Here is an 18,793-nt window from a genome sequence, read left to right as displayed (position 1 = left end):
AACTTCTTTTACCCATTTATTTTATAGAAAGCAATATCAATTTGGCGATAAGCCTGCCCAAAAGCTCAAAAAATACTTAAACTTTATTAATTTTTAGAGGTTTAAATTTCATCTAAGCTTGGATCTCGTTCAAATGCTTTTTGCCACCTTTCCATCATTGTTAATCCCTTATCTAATTCTCTATTAGAGTCTTTAGAATCTCTTTTTGCTTGATGGGGCCCTTCTTTTTTTTTGATGGAGTGGGCATTAACCATCGATTGAAAAGAGATTTCAAACTGCTGATGATAAAACTCGAAGCACCCTTCTACTGAAGTAAGAGGCTTAGATAAAAGAGTTTTTTTTTGGGAGAAGCGCAGGATGGATTTTTGCTTAACCTCTAGGGGGGAAGCCTGCTGTTTAGAGTATTTAAGTCTTTTTTGATAGCGAGCATTCAGCCATACTAAGAAATCTTCAACAGTTTCTGTCCTAGCATTTCGCCTTCGGGCAAGCCAAGCTAACTTTTTATCAGAAGTAATAATGGTTTCTTGACGAGGATTTTTACTATGTTTTAATTCCTGCAAAATACGTTCATCTGCTGTTTCTCCGGTGCTTGTAAAAATAATTTCTAGTTGTTGCAGATGTGTACGGGAACTTTCCCCTGCTTGATGATGAGCATCAAAAATGATGGTGGCCTGGAGGCCAAGCAGATGAATTTTTTTATTTAAGTCTTGGATAATAGCTTCTCTTTGGGCTTGCAGCTCATTGTCAGCTTTTAACACGCGAAACATTAAATTATAGCCATCAATGAAATAATGCATACTCCTTATCAGCAATCTCTGAGCATTTCAAGAGAAGGGATTAATTTTTCAATGGCCTTGCGGCGATGAGAAATCCTATTTTTGGTCTGTTCATCAAGCTCAGCAAAAGTTTTGTCATAATCATGTTTAATAAAAAGAGGATCATAACCAAAGCCATGACGTCCACGCTCTTGATTGATAATGAGCCCTTCACAGGTGGCATGCACACTTTTTTTTATCCCCTCGGCAGAAGCTAAGGAAAGCCAGCATTCAAAGTAACCTGTTCGTTCAATATCTTCTAATCCGTGCATTTCGGCTAAAAGTTTTTGGCGATTTTCGCCATCGGTGGCCTCTAAGCCTGAATAGCGGGCCGAATAGATTCCTGGTGCCCCTTTTAAAGCAGGTATCACTAGTCCCGAGTCATCCGCTAATACCCATTTACCTAGTTTTTTAGCAGCATGCAAGGCTTTTCTTTCAACATTTTCTTTAAAAGATAATCCTTCTTCCGGAAGGGCTTCATAGTCTGGAAAATTAAGAAGGGATAAAATATCTAAGTGCGCCACTTCCTTAAAGGATTTTAACATGTCTCGCAATTCACGAATTTTATGGACATTCTGAGTGGCGAGAATAAGCTCCATTTAATCTCCTAAAAAACTACTAATTTTTGCGATAGAATAATTTTCGTCTCTAAATTTAAAAGCCTCACCTTCCTTGCAGCCTAGCATAGCTTGGGCATATTTTGACTGAAAAGAAAGGATATGCTCTTCAGGATTGGCGTCCCATGGGCCTAAAATTTTATAAACTGTTTGATTTCCGGCACTATCGACGACTTCAACTACGCTTCCTATACCCACTTCGCTTTGAAGGATATCGTCTTTAGTAATGATGCGAGCAAGCTTAAGCTGGTCTGATAGAACTTTAAGCTCACCTTGCAAACGTGCTCTTCTTTCAACGGCAAATTTATACTCAGAGTTTTCTCTTAAATCTCCTAAAGCTCTAGCTGCTTCTACTTCACGGGCATTTTCTACCATCTCTACAGTACCAATTTGTCTGATTCTTTCCTGGGTACGCATGTACCCCTCTTCTGTAGTCCAAATGACATTATCATCCCCATGTTTTTTCTTATGTTTAGCTTCTGCTAGGGTAGGATGCACCACTTCAGCTAACGAACGTAAAATTTTGTTATCATGGTCGGTAAAAGTTTGACATTTTGACACCAAAAGAAGGAATTCTTTGATGAACTCAAGGGAAGTGCCCTCCAGAATAAAGCGAACTAAGGCATATCGCTTATTAATTATCATATTATAAATTTTCTTAACTAAATCGCGATATTCTACTTTACTCTCTAGATGGCTTAAAAGAACAAGGAAGGCTTCGAAAAATTGATTCAAACCTTCTTTATCATGGAAGGGAAGCGTGGTATCTTCCTTATTAGCTAGCTTTTGGAAATACCACACAAAGGTTTCAGGCGACTCAAAGGGATGATTAAGCATGTGGGAAATTTTTTCTTTTAGTAACTCTTTGTTTTCACTTTGATTGAGCTCTTTGAGAATATAATCCCTGATAGGGCTTTGCTGATTGGAAAATAATACTTGTAAGAATATTTCTGGCCAATCCGGGCGAAAATCTTTAACAAGGCCTAACACACGTTTTCTTAAGGCTTGAATTTCAATGCTATTGATAACTTGGGGTACATCTTTGAAAATTTTAATTAAGCTTTCTGCTGTTTTTCCCTCTACTTGATGGGCAAACATGCTTTCTAGGAATACATAAATCTGTAATTCTTGTTCGGGAGTTATCGTGGGATCAGATAAAAGATTTAATAGCTTATCCTTTAATGTGTTTTTAGTTTCTTGATTCTTACGCGCATTGGGCAGGTCACGGACAAAATTATAAGAAGACTGGATAAATTCATTAATGCTGCTAATATTTTGCAACGCTTTGGCCATTCTTTCATCAGCAGTAAGCTCGGCTTTTCTTAAACGGAACGGTTCTTTAAGTTGAGAGGGACTTTCTATCAGGGGGTCTTTTTTTATTTTATTACGGGTTGCCTGCCACCATTTGGCCCATTCATTTTCAGGAATCACCAATTCGCAAAGCTCTTCTTTTATTTCTGCCGCATTTTTGGGTCCCAAATCCCGGAGCAGAAGTTTGATTACCTCTACCGCATTTTCTTTGGCCTCTTGTTCAAGTTTATCTGGATTAGAAAAACGGCGGGCAAGAAATTTATTATCCTCTAAAGGAATCAAGGTTTTGAAAGCATTAGCATAGGTAAGATATTTACGACCCGTCACATTTTCAAACTCTATCGTTACCTGTTCTCTAAGAGCCGAAATGTCTACAATTTCTCCTGTCCCCCATCCACCTGTATGAAATACAAACTTACCCTTAGCCATATGAGCAATTAAATCATAATTGGAAAGAGCCGATTGAAAATTTTCCTTAGTACGTAGCCCCACTAATTTTAATCTTTCATTTAGCAAAGGATCGTTTTGATAGCGCTGATTGATTTGCTCTAAAGCAATCTCTGCTAAGCGGGGCGTATGAGTTGTCTGCAAATCGATAAGAAGCTTGATAATCTGATATTTTCCTACAGGTTCCTCAATTTTTTCCCAGAGAGGTAGGGCTGTTTCAACGACTTTTCCGAAAGAAGCGGCAAAATCTGAGGTTTTGATTAATTTTAACAAATAATCTAACTCCTCTACCTCTACAATATCGCAGGTGCAATATTCTTCCCAAAGTTGTAAGAACTTGGCAAAGTTTCGATGATTAATCAGTGCCTGAAATTCCTCCAGATAACCCATGGTAGATAGCCCCTTATTAGTTAAAAGTGTTAAAAAATTTATTTTTTAAAGATTGTATTAAAGCAGTATAGCTTCTAAAAGGTATAGTGTAAAGGGAGATTTCCCAAATAGCTTGGATTGAAATTTTGCAAGCTTTAAAGAAGAGAATAAGCAAACTTTCATCTATCTTAACCCTCTTATTTTCAATAATTTGATTTTATCTTTTTATAATCGAGCCCTCAATTATTTATAGTCTTGTTTACGTCTAAAAAATTTTTTGATATTAAGAAAATATACCTTCTTTTTATCTCTTTTATTAGGAAAGCGTCTCTATGAATGACAAAAAAGCTAAAAATATTTTTGAAGCAGTTAAAAATTCTGCCACAAGCTTGGTATCAAAAAGCCATGGATCTGGGCCTGAAAAAAAAGAGGTAATCCCTGCTGAAGAAGTGAATTTTCTTAAAACAGATGAAATTTTACAGCTGCATGGTGACGCTGAAATTAATGAAATGCTAAATAAAATGTATAGAATGCAGGAAGATATTCAATCTAAAATGCATGAAATGTATGGAAATGCAGGGCTTTCAACCCATCAAGTTAGGAATTATCTAGATAATCCTAGTAATTTCTCCCCAGAAATGTGGCAAAAAATTCAGGTGCAAAGAGATCAACTTGAGAAAAAGGTGAATGACGTTTTAAAAATTTATGCTAAAAAAGCTAAAACTTTTCAAACAGGGCATATGCTAAAAGCGAGCGAAATAGCCAAAGAGAGAAAAGCAAAAACCCTAGCAGCGCGTAAGAATTGGATTCCTATGTAAGGTTTTACTCCTCTTATCTCTCATCTTTTCCTTAAAATTATTGGGAGATCGCTGGAATCACTTAAGCAAGTTTATTGCTGGCATACCTTCCTGCTTGATAGCTAAAGATAGAACTTAGCTAAAAAGAATGAGGAAAGCTAGCGAACATAAAATAATTCTTATTTAAATTAAAAATTACTAACAGCCTTAAGCATTCTTTTGCTGTCGTCAGGCTTTCTTCTTGCAGGAGCTAGAAGGTTTTTGCCGACCTTAAGGGCTTTTAAAATAGCTACAAGCTATCTACAAAGCTATGAATAAAGCTGTTGATATAACCGCAGCTCTTGAGCAGAAAGTTCTTAGCGTACAAGCATTTTATGCAAATCGCGGATCAACCGTAAGTAGCGTACTCCTGGCTGTTAAGTTTATGGAATTATTCTCAAACTATTGATCGGCTAAAAGGGGATAGGAAAGGCAAGATACAGGCGGTTATTGTCCGAACTACTATAAAACCCCCCATTAGAGAGACTAGCTTGATAAGCTTATGGAAAAAGTAGCTAAGGGCTTAGCATCATGTAGCCTCTAAAAAGGCTTCCAATTATAAGATAGAGTAAATTTTTTTAATAGCTAGGCTGGGTGGAAAGAGGAAATTTATAAAAGACTTTTAATCTAGCTTTTTATCGCTTAAGAAAAATCGAACGAGGGGTAATGAGCAAATGAATTATTTGGACGTTCCTCTCTTACGAACAGGGCAGAGGGTAGAAAAGCTAAGCAGCGAAACTGCCAAGTTTAAGTCTACAGGGAACTAGTAGTCTAAGGGTTCATTAAAGTTATCACTTACTTTATTTCAGAAAATTTGAGGGACAATCTAGCAAAGCAGGGCTTATGGTCAAAAAAGTTGATTTAATAACACCTTATGGCAGCCAATATAGGGTGCTTCATCATTTTACAAAAAAGCTGTATGAGGCCTGGATAAGAGCTGGCTATGAAGCTAGGTTTTTTGAGGATGCTACAGAAGCTTTAAAAATCATGCTTTTAGATCCGCCCGACTTAGTCATAGGATTTAATGGAGTACCCCGTCATGATCAAATCTCTTATAGTGATATCCTCAAAAAGCCTTATCTTAGTTTAATTGTAGACCCTTTTTATCATTTTTTAAGCGAAATTTCTTCACCCTATGTGATTATAGGATGTGATGATTATTCTAGTGTGACCGCCTTTAAAAATACCAATTTTCATCAGACGCTCTTTGTGCCTCATGCTGTAGAAGCGGATCTAGCCATCAATCCGGGGGGTGAAAAAATCTTTGAGGTAACAATGCTTGCCACTTTCATCGATTATGAAGCACGACGAGAGCAATGGCGCCTTAAATACCCTTTACAGGTCTGCGAGGCTATGCATGAAGCGGTAGAGCAAACTTTTCTGGATCCTCAGCTAGCTTTTATTGAAGCCACATTGGGAAAGGTTCAGTGGGCGTACTCCAAACATCCTGAGTTACGTACTGCGGAGGTAGATATCATCAGCCTGTTAAAAGATGTGGAACTATATATTAAAGGAAAAGAGCGAATAGATATCCTTAAAGCTATTCAGACAGTGCCTGTGCATGTATTCGGCCATAGTGTTGACAAAGTAAATTGGAAAAGTTACTTTAAAAACCAAAGCAATATCATTACTCATGATTCTGTTACCTATGAAAAAAGTATCGAAATTATGAAACAAAGTAAAATTGTACTCAATAGCAGTATCAAAAATAAATTTGGAGCTCATGAGCGTATTTTTACTGCTCTGGCGGCAGGAGCTCTTGTCGTTACCAATGAAAATAATTACTTAAAAACTTTCTTTTCCCATGATGTAGATATCGCCTTTTATCAATACCATCGTCTGCTCAACCTTAATCAAATGATCGTGGACTATTTAGCTGATGAAAGTCACCGCCAGCAGGTGGTAGAAAACGGTAGAGAAATTGTAATGAATTACCATACCTGGGATGCTCGCATTCGGGAGTTTGAAAAGGACCTTTTCCCAAGGGTCGAAGAATGTATGTTAAAAATCTGATAGGATTTGAAAATTTGCTATTGTCAAGAAAAAGCAATAGGGAATTTCTTTTTAACTTTAACACAAAGGAGGAGTACATGGCTTCTAAATTACAGTCTTTTTCTGAATCGGCTGACTTGCCAGTAGATTATGAAGGAACGCTTACCTCGAGTTTAAATATACCGTTAGATGAAGTTGTCTTAAGACATTTTGGCTCCGACTCTATCATTTGTATGACTCTATTAAGTGGTAGAACGATTGAACTGCCTTTGCATTTAAATCTTAAAGAGAGCGGTCAAGCAATACTTGCTATCCCTGAAAAATACTATAAGCAATCCGAACATTGTAGGGAGCTAGATCATTTGCTATCTCATTTATTTAACAATCAGCGTAGCCTCTTGATGGAAATAGATGCTCAAGCCCAACAACTAATTATTACCCCCTTGCAATCTAAAAAAAACAAATTTAAATTTACCTTTTATTGTTGAAAAATTAGAGAAATCGTTAGGGTTGCAAAGCTATTTTTTAGCTAAGTTAAATGGAAAAAAGGAAGGCTTAAAACTTTGATTTTTTATTTAGCGCTCATAAGTGATTTAACTTTTTAAGTTACCCTATAGGTCGGCTAGGAAGCTTACTTATTGCATACAAGGCCTCTTTTTAATAAAAGGAAGAGGCCTTGTATGTAATAGCAAAAGGAGAGAAGGGTGGCTTTTTAAGCCATTGCTTATTAAAGAGTGAACAGCTTAAGTTGCAAATAAAAGTGCTAGATAGGCTCACTTAAATTAAGGCTTGGCCTATTGATCAAAATAATTTTTTTCGAGAAAAGCTTGGCGGGTCTTGCAGGGGAGCTAAAACGATAGAAGAAAAAATTTACGTGCTATTCTAATTAAATTTTAAGTTTTTGAAATATTTAAGCTTTTAACAACTTCTCTTCATTTTTTAGAGCATCTTGAGAGCCTGGAGGTGGATTTATTTAATGCTTTTTCAAAAGTGTCTGTCTGGCTCCAGATTTCAATTTGTTGGCGTGCACGGGTAATGGCTGTATAGATGAGCTCTCGACCAAAATGCTCACTACCTTCGGGAAGCAATAAAATCAAATGATTGAATTCACTACCCTGGCTCTTATGTACAGATAAGCAATAAGCATATTCATAACTGGGTAATAGAAGGGCAGGTATTTTTTTATCAGCAAATAGGGCATAGTCCCCTGCTTGCACATGGCCTTCGAGTTGGTGAGGTTTTTGTCTGATAAGAAAGCCTACATCTCCATTATATAGATCTCTGGTAGAATCATTAGTGGTAATGATTATAGGAATAATCATGCGTTGATGAACTTTAGTCTTCTTTAAAATTTCTTGGTAGAAAAAAGCATTCAGCTGATCTACTCCTAAGGGTCCTTTTCGAAGAGGGGAAAGAATACGGAAATGGTTCATTGATAATTCGGAAATATTTGATTCTTCCCATGATAAATAAGGCTCTACCTTTAACCATAGCTGCTGCTGAACAGAAAAAGCTGGCAGATCTTTGCTTAATCTTACAAAGTGTAGAGCTTTTTTTGAAGATTGTAAGCGTTGTAAAGCTGCTTGGCTTTCTCCTTTTTTGATCTCCTCGGCTAAGTCAATGATTTCTTCTAACTCTGAGCGTAGGCATTTTTTTAGTTCAATGAATTGATGAGGTTTACAAAGGCAGGTCATGTCTGCAAAAAAAGAACCTGCTTCAATAGGGGGCAATTGATAAGGATCTCCAAGCATGATAAGACGAGCACCGGGCTTAAGTGCTTGAAAAAGTAAAGACATCAAACGAATATCAATCATAGAAGATTCATCAATCACTAATAAATCAGCATTAATGAGAGGGGCGGTAGAAGATAGGCTTTTTGATTTAAGGCCGAGTAAAGAATGAATAGTGGTAGCATTGATAGGAGAGAAACCTTCCAGATCACTAACTGCTTTACTTAAGCTTTTCTGTAGCTGCGCGGCAGCTTTTCCTGTAGGGGCAGCTAAAGCAATACGGCAATTATCTTTTTGAATATTATTCAGGCTATTCCAAAACACCTTAATAAGTAAACCCGCCGTATAAGTTTTACCGGTTCCAGGTCCACCGCAAATAATCGTTAATGATTGGTTTTCTAGTTGAGCAATAGCTTGGGCTTGTTCAGGAAGTAAGTTGTTAGTAGATAAAAGGTGAGCAAGGTTGGCTTGGAAAAGTGCTTTATCAAGCTCAAGAGAAGCTTTTTGCTCTAAAAGGCGATGAAATTCTCGTAAGCAACAATGTTCGTATAACCAATATTTTTGAAAATAGAAAAGATCATTTAAGCGACATAAAGGAGTAGGAGGAACTATATCTTCTGTTTCTGTAATAAGGTGGAGTAAAGAAGGAGGGATATGGTGGGTACTGCGGCTAATTAATCGTTCTAATTCTTGCCATTCTTCTGGGGAGAAATGATTCTGCTCTTGAACTTCCCATACATCTTGAGGTTTAGGTAAAACTTCAGCGTCAGAAACTTTTATACATAAATGACCTGCTCGAGTCGATTGAGAGAGATGAAGAAGGAGCGGTAGGGTGTCTACAGAGGCATTATAGCTTTTAATTAAATAATCTGCTAAAGCAAAATCTACCAAGGGGAGTGCTTGATTATTCTTAAGCTTATCTATTAGATTGATGTTTTGTGAAGATTGCATGATTTTTATTTAAAATAAGGGAAAAGTTTTATTTTCTCATCTAACTGCTCTTAAGATCAAATTTTTAAGACACCTGTATGTTTTCCTGTACTTGCACTAAGTCCGCGTAAAAAGATGTAAAAACATCCTCCAAAAATTTCTTCAAAAGGTCGCTTGTCTACTAGTTTTAAGTAACGCTTTACAGCTTCGCAATAAATATGTGCTTGAAAATAGTAATCATGCTGTTCCATAGCTGCTTTCATCTTTTCAAAGTCATAGGCTTCAATGTTAGGACCTAGCCAGTTACTTTTCCAATCCAGAATGTAATAATGATGATTATGAAAAAATATGAGGTCAATGACTCCTTTAAAAAAACCTTTATGCCATTGAAGCTCTTCTACCAACATTTCTTTTGCACTCGGATAAAGAAATTCTGTTTCACGGTAAAGCAAGGAAGGGTGTATATCTTTAAGACAAAAATTCTCGCTGATTTTTATTTGCAAAGCCTCATAGGTGATTTCGCAAAGTACTTTTTCCCAAGAATGAAACTCAGTCTCTTGAATTAATGGATGAATCCAGCTTTTTAAATCGTTAGCAGAAGCAATTTTATTTACTACCGAAAAAGGTATAATTTCTAAAATCTTATGCAGTAGTTTTCCTGTTATATTTCCAGAGGGAAGGGTGTGTGCATTCTTGCAAGGAGCTTGAAAATTATGAGGCACCGCGTTAGCGGGCTCTAAAGAGTAAGGATCTCTGCTTGCTAGAGCCTTTTTGTAACGTGTAAGGGAGGTAAAAGATTGAATAAAGTTTTTTTCCCCTGGAATCTCTACAGAAGGAGGAGCCACAAGAGGAGGAATGTTTTGATTTTTTAGAGGCGCTACTTCATCAAATGTTTCCTTTAATAGGGAATAGGTAATGTGGGCCTCTGGATAAGCTTGGATAAAGTTTTGTAACCGATAGCTATCACCCTCTTTAATCCGGCTGTAAAGCTCTTGATAACTGCAATTTTCTTGTCCTAAGCGTGCTAAGAAGATATCCATAGGAGAGGCCCCCCCACACTCTATTTCGGTGGGCTTATCGCTCACAGCTACAGGTATATACAAGCGGTATTTGGCCCGCGTCATAGCTACATACAGCTGACGCATCTTTTCTGCATCCATCTCCTCACAATATTTAACATAGGAAGCAGAATGTTTTTCTAAGCAAGGGACTAGGTAATGAGAGGTTCCCTCCTTTTGAGGAATCAGGCGATCTCTTGCTTGTGTGCGACCCACCAGCCCATAAGCAAAGACGATATCATATTCTAAACCTTTGCTACTATGCGTGGTTAAAATAGAGACAGCTTCACGGCTGGGATCAGTAACTTTTTTAAGGCGTTCTTCATCTTCTACCCCCATGTTTTTATATTCATCTAAGAAAGCAATCAGATGCTCGGGGCTTGCGGGATGCTCATTTTGATACTCCATTAGCAGGTAGGCAATTTGAGTAAGCTCATCATAAAATATATCTCCGCCTTCTCTTTTCATAAGTCTTTCAGCTACGCTTAAGCTATCCATAGGCCCTATAGATTGCATGATGCGCTGAAAAAAAATAGGAAAACCTTCTTGAGATAAATGGCGTTTAAATGCATAAAATTCAGCTAAGATACGCTCTAAAAAATTTGGATCTTCTAATTTTTTAATTTCATTATAATTCCATCCTAATATGGGGCCTCCTAAGGCAATTTTAACGCAGTTTTCATTGCGTGGATTTAATATCCCTACTAATAATTCTCTAAGGCTCTCCCAAGCAATGGATTCTGTCAATGAGGTTTGCTTTTGCAAATGATAGGGAATATGATGACGATCAAAATAATAGGCTAAGCGCTGACCTTGAAATCTATCTTTAATTAAAATGGCAAATTGGTTGAATTTAAAGCCGTCTGAATTGTGGAGACGTGTGATTTCTTGCGCTATAAAAGGAAAGAAAAACTTTTCTTCACACTCTTCAGAGGGGAATCTTTGGGTTGACTTAGAACCAACGGGGGCTTGAAAGAAATGAATGCTACCCTGTTCATCTGAAAATTTTCTTTCCTTTATGTGAGGGGAAAATTTGACTTCAGAATAATCCAAGTAGGCGTTTTCCGCTAGGGAAGGTAAAGAAAATAATCCTGGGCATGCTTTAAATAGAGTATTCAAAGCTTGTACTAGCGAGGGTTGAGAACGATAGTTAGTATCTAAAGAGGCTCGATTTGCAAGGCCTAAGGATTTTCCGGCAGAAAGGTAAGTGTAGATGTCTGCTTGCCTAAAAGCATAAATAGATTGTTTAGGGTCACCGACTAAATAAATTTTGCAGGTAGAATTTTCTAAAAATAATGTGTTAAAGATTTGCCATTGCACCGGATCGGTATCTTGAAACTCATCGATAATGGCAGCTTGATAAAGGGAGCGTACTTTACCTGCAAAGGAGGGGGAATGGATGGCCTTAAGCATATGCTTAAGTAAATCATTTTCCTGATGTTTTTCTTCTTCGGAGAGATATTTGTGCATTAACAGGCGGCAGTAGAAAACTAGGCGGGCAAATATAAATTCATAGCTTTTCGCTTGCTGTATCAGGGGATAGAGCGATTGAGTAAGAATTGGAACTAGCTCAGGGTAATTCAATGAAGAATTTTTAGGAAGGTTATTGGATTTCTTTTTATTAAGATTAGTGGGGGCAAGAAATTCGCAAATAAATAATCCCTCCTTAAGTAAGAGATCAAAATCATCAGCATTCCAGCTATCTTTCCTAAATAACTCAATAAAAGCATGGATAGAGCTTGTACTTTTGTTTCTAATGCTTTTATAAAAACTTATTTGGCGTTCAACATCTTCTTGCATCTTCTCAGGTAGCCAGCCTCTTTCTTTTTTTAAAGTTCGCATGATGGTGCAAAACTTTTCCACGTCTGAGGAGAAATCAGGAGTAGCTGCTACCTCGCACTCCTTTGTCAAATATTTTAATAAGGCTTCTTGAACTTTTTCTAGGCGATTGCCATGGGCTTGTAGCACAATCTGTAATTGTACAGGGCTAAAAATATGGGGCCGTATCTCTGTACGGAAGAAATCACGAATAAGTTGAAGAAGTTCTTGTTTTGTTAAAGATCTTTGTTCAAAGGAGCCTTTATGCATGCTAAAGTCACTTTCAAATAAAAAGTTAGTCAACATGCGCAGGCAGAAACCATGGATTGTATAAATTTGAGCTTGATCAAAAGTGGCCAGTGCATGTTCTAAGCGCCGCTTAGCTTTTTCAACTTGGGCATCTCCTTGTTCCATGATAGCCTGTAAATAATCACAAGCTTCATCCTTAGAGGATTTCTGAAGAAGGGATAAGGAATCTTCTATCTTATTTCTAATTCTAGTTTTTAGCTCACGAGTAGCTGCTCGTGTGAATGTAACCACTAGAATTTGTTCAAGAAGAGAAGGCTCTTGTACCCCAGCATCTTCTTCAATTAACAAGCGTATTACAATATTTTCGATGGAAAAGGTTTTACCCGTACCTGCCGAGGCTTCAAGTAAATAATGCTGGCGTAAATTTAAACTTCTATGAAGGACATCAAAACTCTTCATACTCTTAAATGCAAAGATCCTTTTTTGAGATGGAGGCGAAAACTAATAAAGTAGAAAAATGAAGCATAGCAAAATAAGAGGTTTAATTGGATCTAAAAGATTTGCTTTAGAGGAGTTAAGTGAAGGTTTTTTTTGTTTTTTTTGGTGTTTGCTAAATTGTAGAAATATTTTAATTTTCCATAATGCTCATTCTTTTGAGTATCTTCAAGTTTTAATTTTCCCCTCTTTTTTCAAATTCCTCTTAGATGTTAGCTATACATATCCTTTGAAAGCTATCCTTCTACTTAAGAAGAAGCTTTTATATAGGAGGCGATTGTATAAAGATCAGCTTAAAAGCTTATTATACGCTTTTGAACTACTCTTTATGTATCCCCATACTTTATAAAATCCCTTTCGTTAAGCAGTGAGACATCTTTCAGAGGGGTGGGTAGGCAGACTAAGTTTTTTTTAAGCGTATGACTTCGCCTCAAAAAATATAAATGTTGGAGGCAAGGCAACTTATTTAAGAGGATATCTTAAAAGCCGTATTTTACCCTTATCCTTGTGCATGTTATTAAAGAAATTTTAAAGCCTGTAGCTTAATCTCTATAAGGGAGAACTCGATCTATCTATCAATGATTAAGCAGATCTTTAGCCGGATCGATAAGTTAAAAGAAAGATTTTAAGATGTTCTCTTATATGCTTTTGAGCAACACTTTATATAATTTCATCCTTAATGAACATCTATCTTAAAAAGAATGCAGCTCCCCAAAGGGGTCATCTCTTTTTTAGATTACAGAGACCTACTCCCTTTAAACCGTGGTATTTCATTGCTTTTGATGTCTCTTTTCAGAGCAGCAAGATACCTGGATTAATGAAGTTTAAAAAATATAATAATATGCTTTAAAAAAGCTAAGTCTATTATCCAATCCTTTAAAAGCTGTCTCTTTAATCGTAGAGACCTACTTATAGAGCAAGCGATTGCATGAGGAGTGGAGCAAAAGCATATAAATAGTGCTAACAATAGATTTAGTATTTTTTGTCTCTTTTAGGCAAAAAAAAGAGAATAAAAGGAGTTTTTTAAATTGAGAACTAAAACCTAAAATTAAAGAAGAAAATTTTGTAAGCTATAATTTTTAATTAAATACTTTAGCCGTTTCTATTCCAGTAATTCGTCTAATTTTTCTTTAATTAAAATCATATTTTCTTCAGTTAACTTTAAACAGCAATGTCCTCCTTCTTCTGTCATTATCTTCTCACTTTGCTTTTCTAAAGATAAGCTTTTCCACTCTTCTTTCTCCTCATCTTCACAATCATCGGGAAGAAATCCATAAGGCAGGTATAAATGCGCCTCCCCTTCGTCTTCAAAACATATAAAAACTTCCTGGCATCTAGGCTCTTTTGCAGCAAAAATGATATACAAAAAAAGTAGCTTTTTTATTAGATAGCTTTCCTTTTTAAGTTTATGAATTTTTAGAGTATTGATTCCGCACCTGTGAGTTTCAGAATTATGCCAATATTCAATGGCACCCAATAATGTTGTCGTATCCGATCCCGACGTTATTACAATCATTTGATGGGTACGGATGGTAGGTGCATTGAAATAATAATCTTTTGCCTCGGAAGGAGTAGCAGGACGGATTAAAAAATTTTTGGCATTTAAAAGAGGCATGATAAAGCTAGAAAAGCAGGGAATATTGTTCCACGTATTTTTTGAGGATAGGTAATAGCGCTGTTGCAAGAGATTAATTTCTTGAAGCTTAGACAATAAGGCGATCGCTAAAGGGCTGTCGGAAATTTTTATAGATAAAGAAGAAAGAGAAGACTTTGTAAGCTTTAAAGGCTTTAGGCTTTGTTGAACGGTAGCGTTAATTTTTGAGTGATAGGTTGTAGTCTCCTTTAATTGGCTCTCCCTTGAGGGTTCCTTACTTAGGAAATTAGGAAGGTGAGAAAAAGTAGGACTTAATGAATGAGTATTCATACAAAGATCTATGTTTATTAAATTTTAGATAGTAGGGTCTTCTAGGAGATATTTTTTTTGCGCCTTATAGGCTTTTGAGGGATATTAAAGAGCAAGTTATTAAATAATGTAACCCAATCAATAATTTTAAATAAGTTTTTTTAGAGCCCATTCTATTTTTTATTCTTCTTGGGAAATCCATTCTTGATAAGGCTTAGAGAATAGAGAACGTGCTTTTGTCTGCCAGTTTTCAATCATATTAGCTGCATTTAAGGATTGTGGGCGGCAAACCCATTGAAGATATTTATTATAGATAGGGTTAAAGCTATCATTTAAAGATTGATGCATAGAGGCTTGGACTACCTGCTGATCATGAAATACTAAATCGTATAGCCATTCTTGAGTGAGAGGGGATACGTTGTGTAGACTTTCAAAGTAATATTCCAAAATATGTTCTAGCTCTGAAAAAGCCTGTTGAGAATAAGCTTTTTTTATTTTTCCGCTTTTTGAGCATAATAGCTGTTTTTCCCAAGGAAGGGAATAATGATCAATAAGACAGCTAAGGATAACAAATTCCCCCCAGGGTTTGAGGATATCATTCTTATTACCGCTAATGTTGGCAATTAACCCTTGCTCAGAGACTTCACTCAAACTGCCTACAATTTTTATACGTACTCGATCTTTATAGTAAATTTCTAGAGGAGGAAGTTTCCATCCTTTCTCGTCCTGCACAGGAAAATGATAGCGTTCATGCAAGGTTATCTCAAAAATTTTGCTAACATCCACATTAAGCTTAGAAAGAGTTTCGTGGTATTTAGCGATGGTACTGTGAATATAAGAAAGGGCTACCTGCTTGAAAAGGCCTAAGGGAAATTTTCCTTGTCTTTCCGCATGGATGATCGCCTCATTCACACTGTTTTTTAAAGAGGCTTTTTTAAAATCTAACATTTGCAAATGATTGATCACAAAAAATTCTTCTGTTTGCAAACCATGATCTTCCTCTCTTAAAAACATTCCCAAGTTTTTGTTAAGAAAGCTTTTAATAGGGTTTTGGAGAGCGTTTTTGAGATGACGTATTTCTAAAACAATTTCAGGAAAATTAAGCTCTACTTTCACTTGCGGAGTAAAATCGTGAAGAAACTGATGACGATCTTTTTTGTCAGCAAGATAATAACTTGAGGCTAACTGATAATCATAATAAGAGTAGTTGGGAAGGCGTTTTTCTGAAGAGAAGTATTGGTAATCAAAGGAGCGGTAAGGATGAGCATAAGTAAGCGTAGAGGAAACTTTACCTTTTTCATGCACAAAAGCTTGATCTATATAATGGAGAAGTTCGGTCACTACGAGAGAAGGGGCCTGATCTTTTCCCTCGTTTCCTGTGTAATGCGTATAACTTAAAATAAAGTAGTTTCTGGCTGATAAAAGCGCTTCTAAAAATAGATAACGGTCATAATCATTACGGGTAGGGCAGTAGTCGCAAGACTTGTTTTCTTTCATTAAATTTAAAGAAGAGCTATTTTCATTACGTGGAAACACGCTTTCATTCATGCCTATTAAAGCAATAACTTTAGCAGGTAAAGAACGCATAGGTAACATCGAACAAAATTTAACAGTTTGTAGATGATTTTCTTGAAAAGTAAAATGCCGGTGATTTAGGTAAGTTTCTAAATGCTTTTTTAAAGCATCAAAGCAGACTTTATGATTAGGAAGCCAACAGGCTGCTTTAGTGAAGGCATCTAATTGATTAAATAAATCTTGATTTTCTTCCTCTTCTGCGTCTTTGTCCGCAAGATAGGTATAAGTAAGACGTTGTAACTCTAGAATCCACTCCTGGTAACTTTTTTTTGTACCATCGACCAAGCTTTTTAAGTCTTTCTTTAAAGCTCGCATGAGAGCGATCCATTTTCCTAGCAAAATTGCTTGGCTAGTTTCCACATGATTAGGGCGAATTAAAGCTGTAGAATCTTTAGGCAGCTGATCCATAGCTAAGCCTAAGAGCAAGCTAGCAAAACCTCCTTCCCAAGTTCCTTTAAGGGTGTCATCAACCATATTTTGACAATGCCTTTGGTGGAGAAGTTCATTACGATGAAGTGCATCTCCCCCCCAGTGGATACCTACATCTTCCAGCCAGGTGCGTATTTGCAAAACTTCCTCAGCAGAGATTTGGTGTTTTCTTTGAAAGGTCGAGAAATTGAATAAATATAAGATGTCTTCAGCATCCCAGCGGCCTGAAGGAAGGTTAAGCAGATGCCAAAACTGTTTAGTAAGCGAATCTTCAGCAAGTGCATGCATGTCGAGTAGTTGGTAATCTAATTGAGGATTTTGGGTGCCGAAAATTTGTCGAATATAAGGAGCATAAACAGTGATATCAGGGGCCATCACGATAATATCAGAGGCCTCAATATCCCCCTCTTTTTTAATAAGTTCTAAAAGATTATTATAAAGAATTTGTATTTCTCGTTGCCTTGTGGGAGCGCAATGAAGTTGAATAGAAGTATCGTCAGAGATAAGGATTTTTTCTGCATTATCTGGATTACGCATGAACAGCAAATCCGCTTGAATGTAATCTAAAAGACATGGTGCATGTTTAGCTGCTTCCCAGATTAAAGTGTCATCAAGGTGTTCAGAATAAATCTCCTCTTTCTGTAGACAATGAGGTAGAGCATACTGAGCATAAGTTTCCTGATCCTTTTGTTCTAGTAATTCAGACATTTTACGCCCTAGCTTACCCCAATTGGCTAACAAAACATTTTTATCGCGTAAATAGCTTTCTAGCTCTTGCTGCTCAGAGGAAAGAACCTTTTGCTTTTTCCAAAATTGTTGTAATTTTTTTGCTTCTTTTTCAGATAAAATATCGCTCCAGAAGATAGAGCAGGGGGATAGCAAATAGTAATTAACAGAATATTGCTCGGCTATTTTTTCAAAGAGTAAATAATCACTATTAGCCATAAAGCTAATAGAAAAAAGATGAACTTGAAATTCGATGAAGAAATCGTTAGCTAGAATAGGCTCGTTATAAAAACAACTCCAGTTATTGTCCGGGGAGGAAAAGAGGGAACGCCAGAGAGCTTGTTGCCATCCTTGTTCATCAGAGTTCCATTCATCGACCATCGCTTTCCCATATTTTCCATAGTCCCTAAAAAGCTGAGCTACAGTTTCTGCCAGTAGGGCTAACCGTTTTGCACTGCGCTTAGAGAAAAGAAGAGATGGGTCAGAGCTAACATTAACTTTCAAGTAATCGAATAAAGGAGACCAATTTCTTTGCTGAGCGGGAGAAAGAGTATTCCAAGTAAGAGCCATTTTGTGGATATGAGCTTCAATTGCTAAAGTTAATTCCAATTCATTGGGATAATAGAAAGAATTTTTTTGCGGAGAAAAAAAATCGGGAAGCTTTTTTAAGGCCTCTTCTAGATAGATGATTTCTAGGCCAGCAGCAATTTCTAACTCCGGATCTTTAGCTAATTGCAAAATCAGCCAAGATTTAATCGCTAGTGTAGGAACGATAATAAGGCGTCGCGCAAAAGGAGAAGAGCTGCCAAAGAGGCCTTGTTTAAGATGGTCATAAAGAATTTCAATACGATTGCTATAAAAAGTTTTAATCATAAGGGTTTACTCTACCAACAGCTTAAACTATCTAGTCGTTAAGTAAACACTGTAATAGCAAAAAACAAAATTGTGAAGAAAATATATTGCTTAAGCCCTTGCTTCAGAGAAAAAAAGAATGAAGTTAGGTTTTAAAATATAGCTAGAGATTGAGTATGGAAGCTAAAAATTGCTTATTTAATCATTAAGTTAAAAGTTATGCGTTTTTGAGCAACTGTTCAGGTAATTGCAATCTTAGTAAGACTCTATTCTTAAGAAAAAAGGTAGCGTGCGGATAGCCAATTGTCTTTTAAAGCATATAGGCATGTCCTAATGCTGCCTATCCTGGCATTGCCAAATAGCTTTTCCATCAAGTCTTTTAAGAAGATATCGACCCTACAAATATCTAAACTATAAAGAAAGATTCTATTCATTAAGGTTACTTGTGTTTTTAAAGGATAACGGGACAGGCCAAAAATTTGAGGTAGTGAGGTTAATCAAGGGGAGGTAATCAATAGGGTTCATAAGAAAAGCTACTTTATCTTCAAGCTTTGTAGCTGCAGAAAGCTCTTTTGTTTTTCTCTCTTGTGCTCCTAACCTTAAGAAAGCATACGCTAAAAAGAAAGCTTCTTACACCGCAT

At 36.6% G+C, this 18,793-nt stretch carries 10 protein-coding genes; 3 read left to right on the top strand and 7 right to left on the bottom strand.

Annotated elements, in window-relative coordinates:
* Window positions 1-101: 101 nt before the first annotated feature.
* The 3 genes from TY21_RS08935 to TY21_RS08925 are packed head-to-tail and all read right to left on the bottom strand — an operon-like array spanning window position 102 to window position 3,580.
* On the bottom strand, window positions 102-797 hold the full coding sequence (locus TY21_RS08935; protein WP_042240316.1) for an NYN domain-containing protein: 696 nt from the start codon (window positions 795-797) through the stop codon (window positions 102-104).
* A gap of 8 nt (window positions 798-805) precedes the next feature.
* The gene (gene rdgB, locus TY21_RS08930) at window positions 806-1,414 is read right to left on the bottom strand and encodes an RdgB/HAM1 family non-canonical purine NTP pyrophosphatase (protein WP_039386561.1); all 609 of its coding nucleotides are present in this window, start codon (window positions 1,412-1,414) and stop codon (window positions 806-808) included.
* A complete protein-coding gene (locus TY21_RS08925; protein WP_042240313.1) occupies window positions 1,415-3,580 on the bottom strand; it encodes a GreA/GreB family elongation factor in 2,166 nt (721 codons plus the stop codon).
* Window positions 3,581-3,891: 311 nt separating this feature from the next.
* Between TY21_RS08925 and TY21_RS08920 the strand changes: the two genes are divergently transcribed.
* The 3 genes from TY21_RS08920 to TY21_RS08910 all read left to right on the top strand — a co-directional run bounded on the left by TY21_RS08920 (window position 3,892) and on the right by TY21_RS08910 (window position 6,875).
* Window positions 3,892-4,377, top strand: coding sequence for a hypothetical protein (locus tag TY21_RS08920; protein ID WP_042240311.1), 486 nt, complete (start codon window positions 3,892-3,894; stop codon window positions 4,375-4,377).
* A gap of 861 nt (window positions 4,378-5,238) precedes the next feature.
* A complete protein-coding gene (locus TY21_RS08915; RefSeq protein WP_042240309.1) occupies window positions 5,239-6,408 on the top strand; it encodes a glycosyltransferase in 1,170 nt (389 codons plus the stop codon).
* Between the two features lie 77 nt (window positions 6,409-6,485).
* Window positions 6,486-6,875 carry a hypothetical protein gene (locus TY21_RS08910; protein ID WP_130589667.1) on the top strand — a complete coding sequence of 130 codons (390 nt, stop codon included), beginning with the start codon at window positions 6,486-6,488 and terminating at the stop codon, window positions 6,873-6,875.
* Window positions 6,876-7,319: 444 nt separating this feature from the next.
* On the opposite strand, the gene recD is transcribed toward TY21_RS08910, so the two are convergent.
* From recD to TY21_RS08890, 4 genes are all read right to left on the bottom strand, one after another.
* Complete coding sequence (gene recD, locus TY21_RS08905) at window positions 7,320-9,068, bottom strand: exodeoxyribonuclease V subunit alpha (RefSeq protein ID WP_052354488.1); 1,749 nt, start codon at window positions 9,066-9,068, stop codon at window positions 7,320-7,322.
* Between the two features lie 56 nt (window positions 9,069-9,124).
* The gene (locus tag TY21_RS08900) at window positions 9,125-12,631 is read right to left on the bottom strand and encodes a UvrD-helicase domain-containing protein (protein ID WP_042240303.1); all 3,507 of its coding nucleotides are present in this window, start codon (window positions 12,629-12,631) and stop codon (window positions 9,125-9,127) included.
* Between the two features lie 1,138 nt (window positions 12,632-13,769).
* Window positions 13,770-14,591: a hypothetical protein gene (locus TY21_RS08895; RefSeq protein WP_042240299.1), complete on the bottom strand. Its 822-nt coding sequence runs from the start codon at window positions 14,589-14,591 to the stop codon at window positions 13,770-13,772.
* 159 nt (window positions 14,592-14,750) lie between these two features.
* Window positions 14,751-18,173: an exodeoxyribonuclease V subunit gamma gene (locus TY21_RS08890; protein ID WP_042240297.1), complete on the bottom strand. Its 3,423-nt coding sequence runs from the start codon at window positions 18,171-18,173 to the stop codon at window positions 14,751-14,753.
* Window positions 18,174-18,793: the final 620 nt, after the last annotated feature.

The organism is Neochlamydia sp. S13 (assembly GCF_000648235.2).
Lineage (GTDB): Bacteria > Chlamydiota > Chlamydiia > Chlamydiales > Parachlamydiaceae > Neochlamydia.
This window is presented reverse-complemented; position numbering and strand designations above follow the sequence as displayed.

Excerpts from the sequence above, each read along its gene's own strand:
- TY21_RS08935 (WP_042240316.1), bottom strand. The coding sequence starts at position 797 with ATGCATTATTTCATTGATGGCTATAATTTAATGTTTCGCGTGTTAAAA.
- rdgB (WP_039386561.1), bottom strand. The coding sequence starts at position 1,414 with ATGGAGCTTATTCTCGCCACTCAGAATGTCCATAAAATTCGTGAATTG.
- TY21_RS08925 (WP_042240313.1), bottom strand. The coding sequence starts at position 3,580 with ATGGGTTATCTGGAGGAATTTCAGGCACTGATTAATCATCGAAACTTT.
- TY21_RS08920 (WP_042240311.1), top strand. The coding sequence starts at position 3,892 with ATGAATGACAAAAAAGCTAAAAATATTTTTGAAGCAGTTAAAAATTCT.
- TY21_RS08915 (WP_042240309.1), top strand. The coding sequence starts at position 5,239 with ATGGTCAAAAAAGTTGATTTAATAACACCTTATGGCAGCCAATATAGG.
- TY21_RS08910 (WP_130589667.1), top strand. The coding sequence starts at position 6,486 with ATGGCTTCTAAATTACAGTCTTTTTCTGAATCGGCTGACTTGCCAGTA.
- recD (WP_052354488.1), bottom strand. The coding sequence starts at position 9,068 with ATGCAATCTTCACAAAACATCAATCTAATAGATAAGCTTAAGAATAAT.
- TY21_RS08900 (WP_042240303.1), bottom strand. The coding sequence starts at position 12,631 with ATGAAGAGTTTTGATGTCCTTCATAGAAGTTTAAATTTACGCCAGCAT.
- TY21_RS08895 (WP_042240299.1), bottom strand. The coding sequence starts at position 14,591 with ATGAATACTCATTCATTAAGTCCTACTTTTTCTCACCTTCCTAATTTC.
- TY21_RS08890 (WP_042240297.1), bottom strand. The coding sequence starts at position 18,173 with ATGATTAAAACTTTTTATAGCAATCGTATTGAAATTCTTTATGACCAT.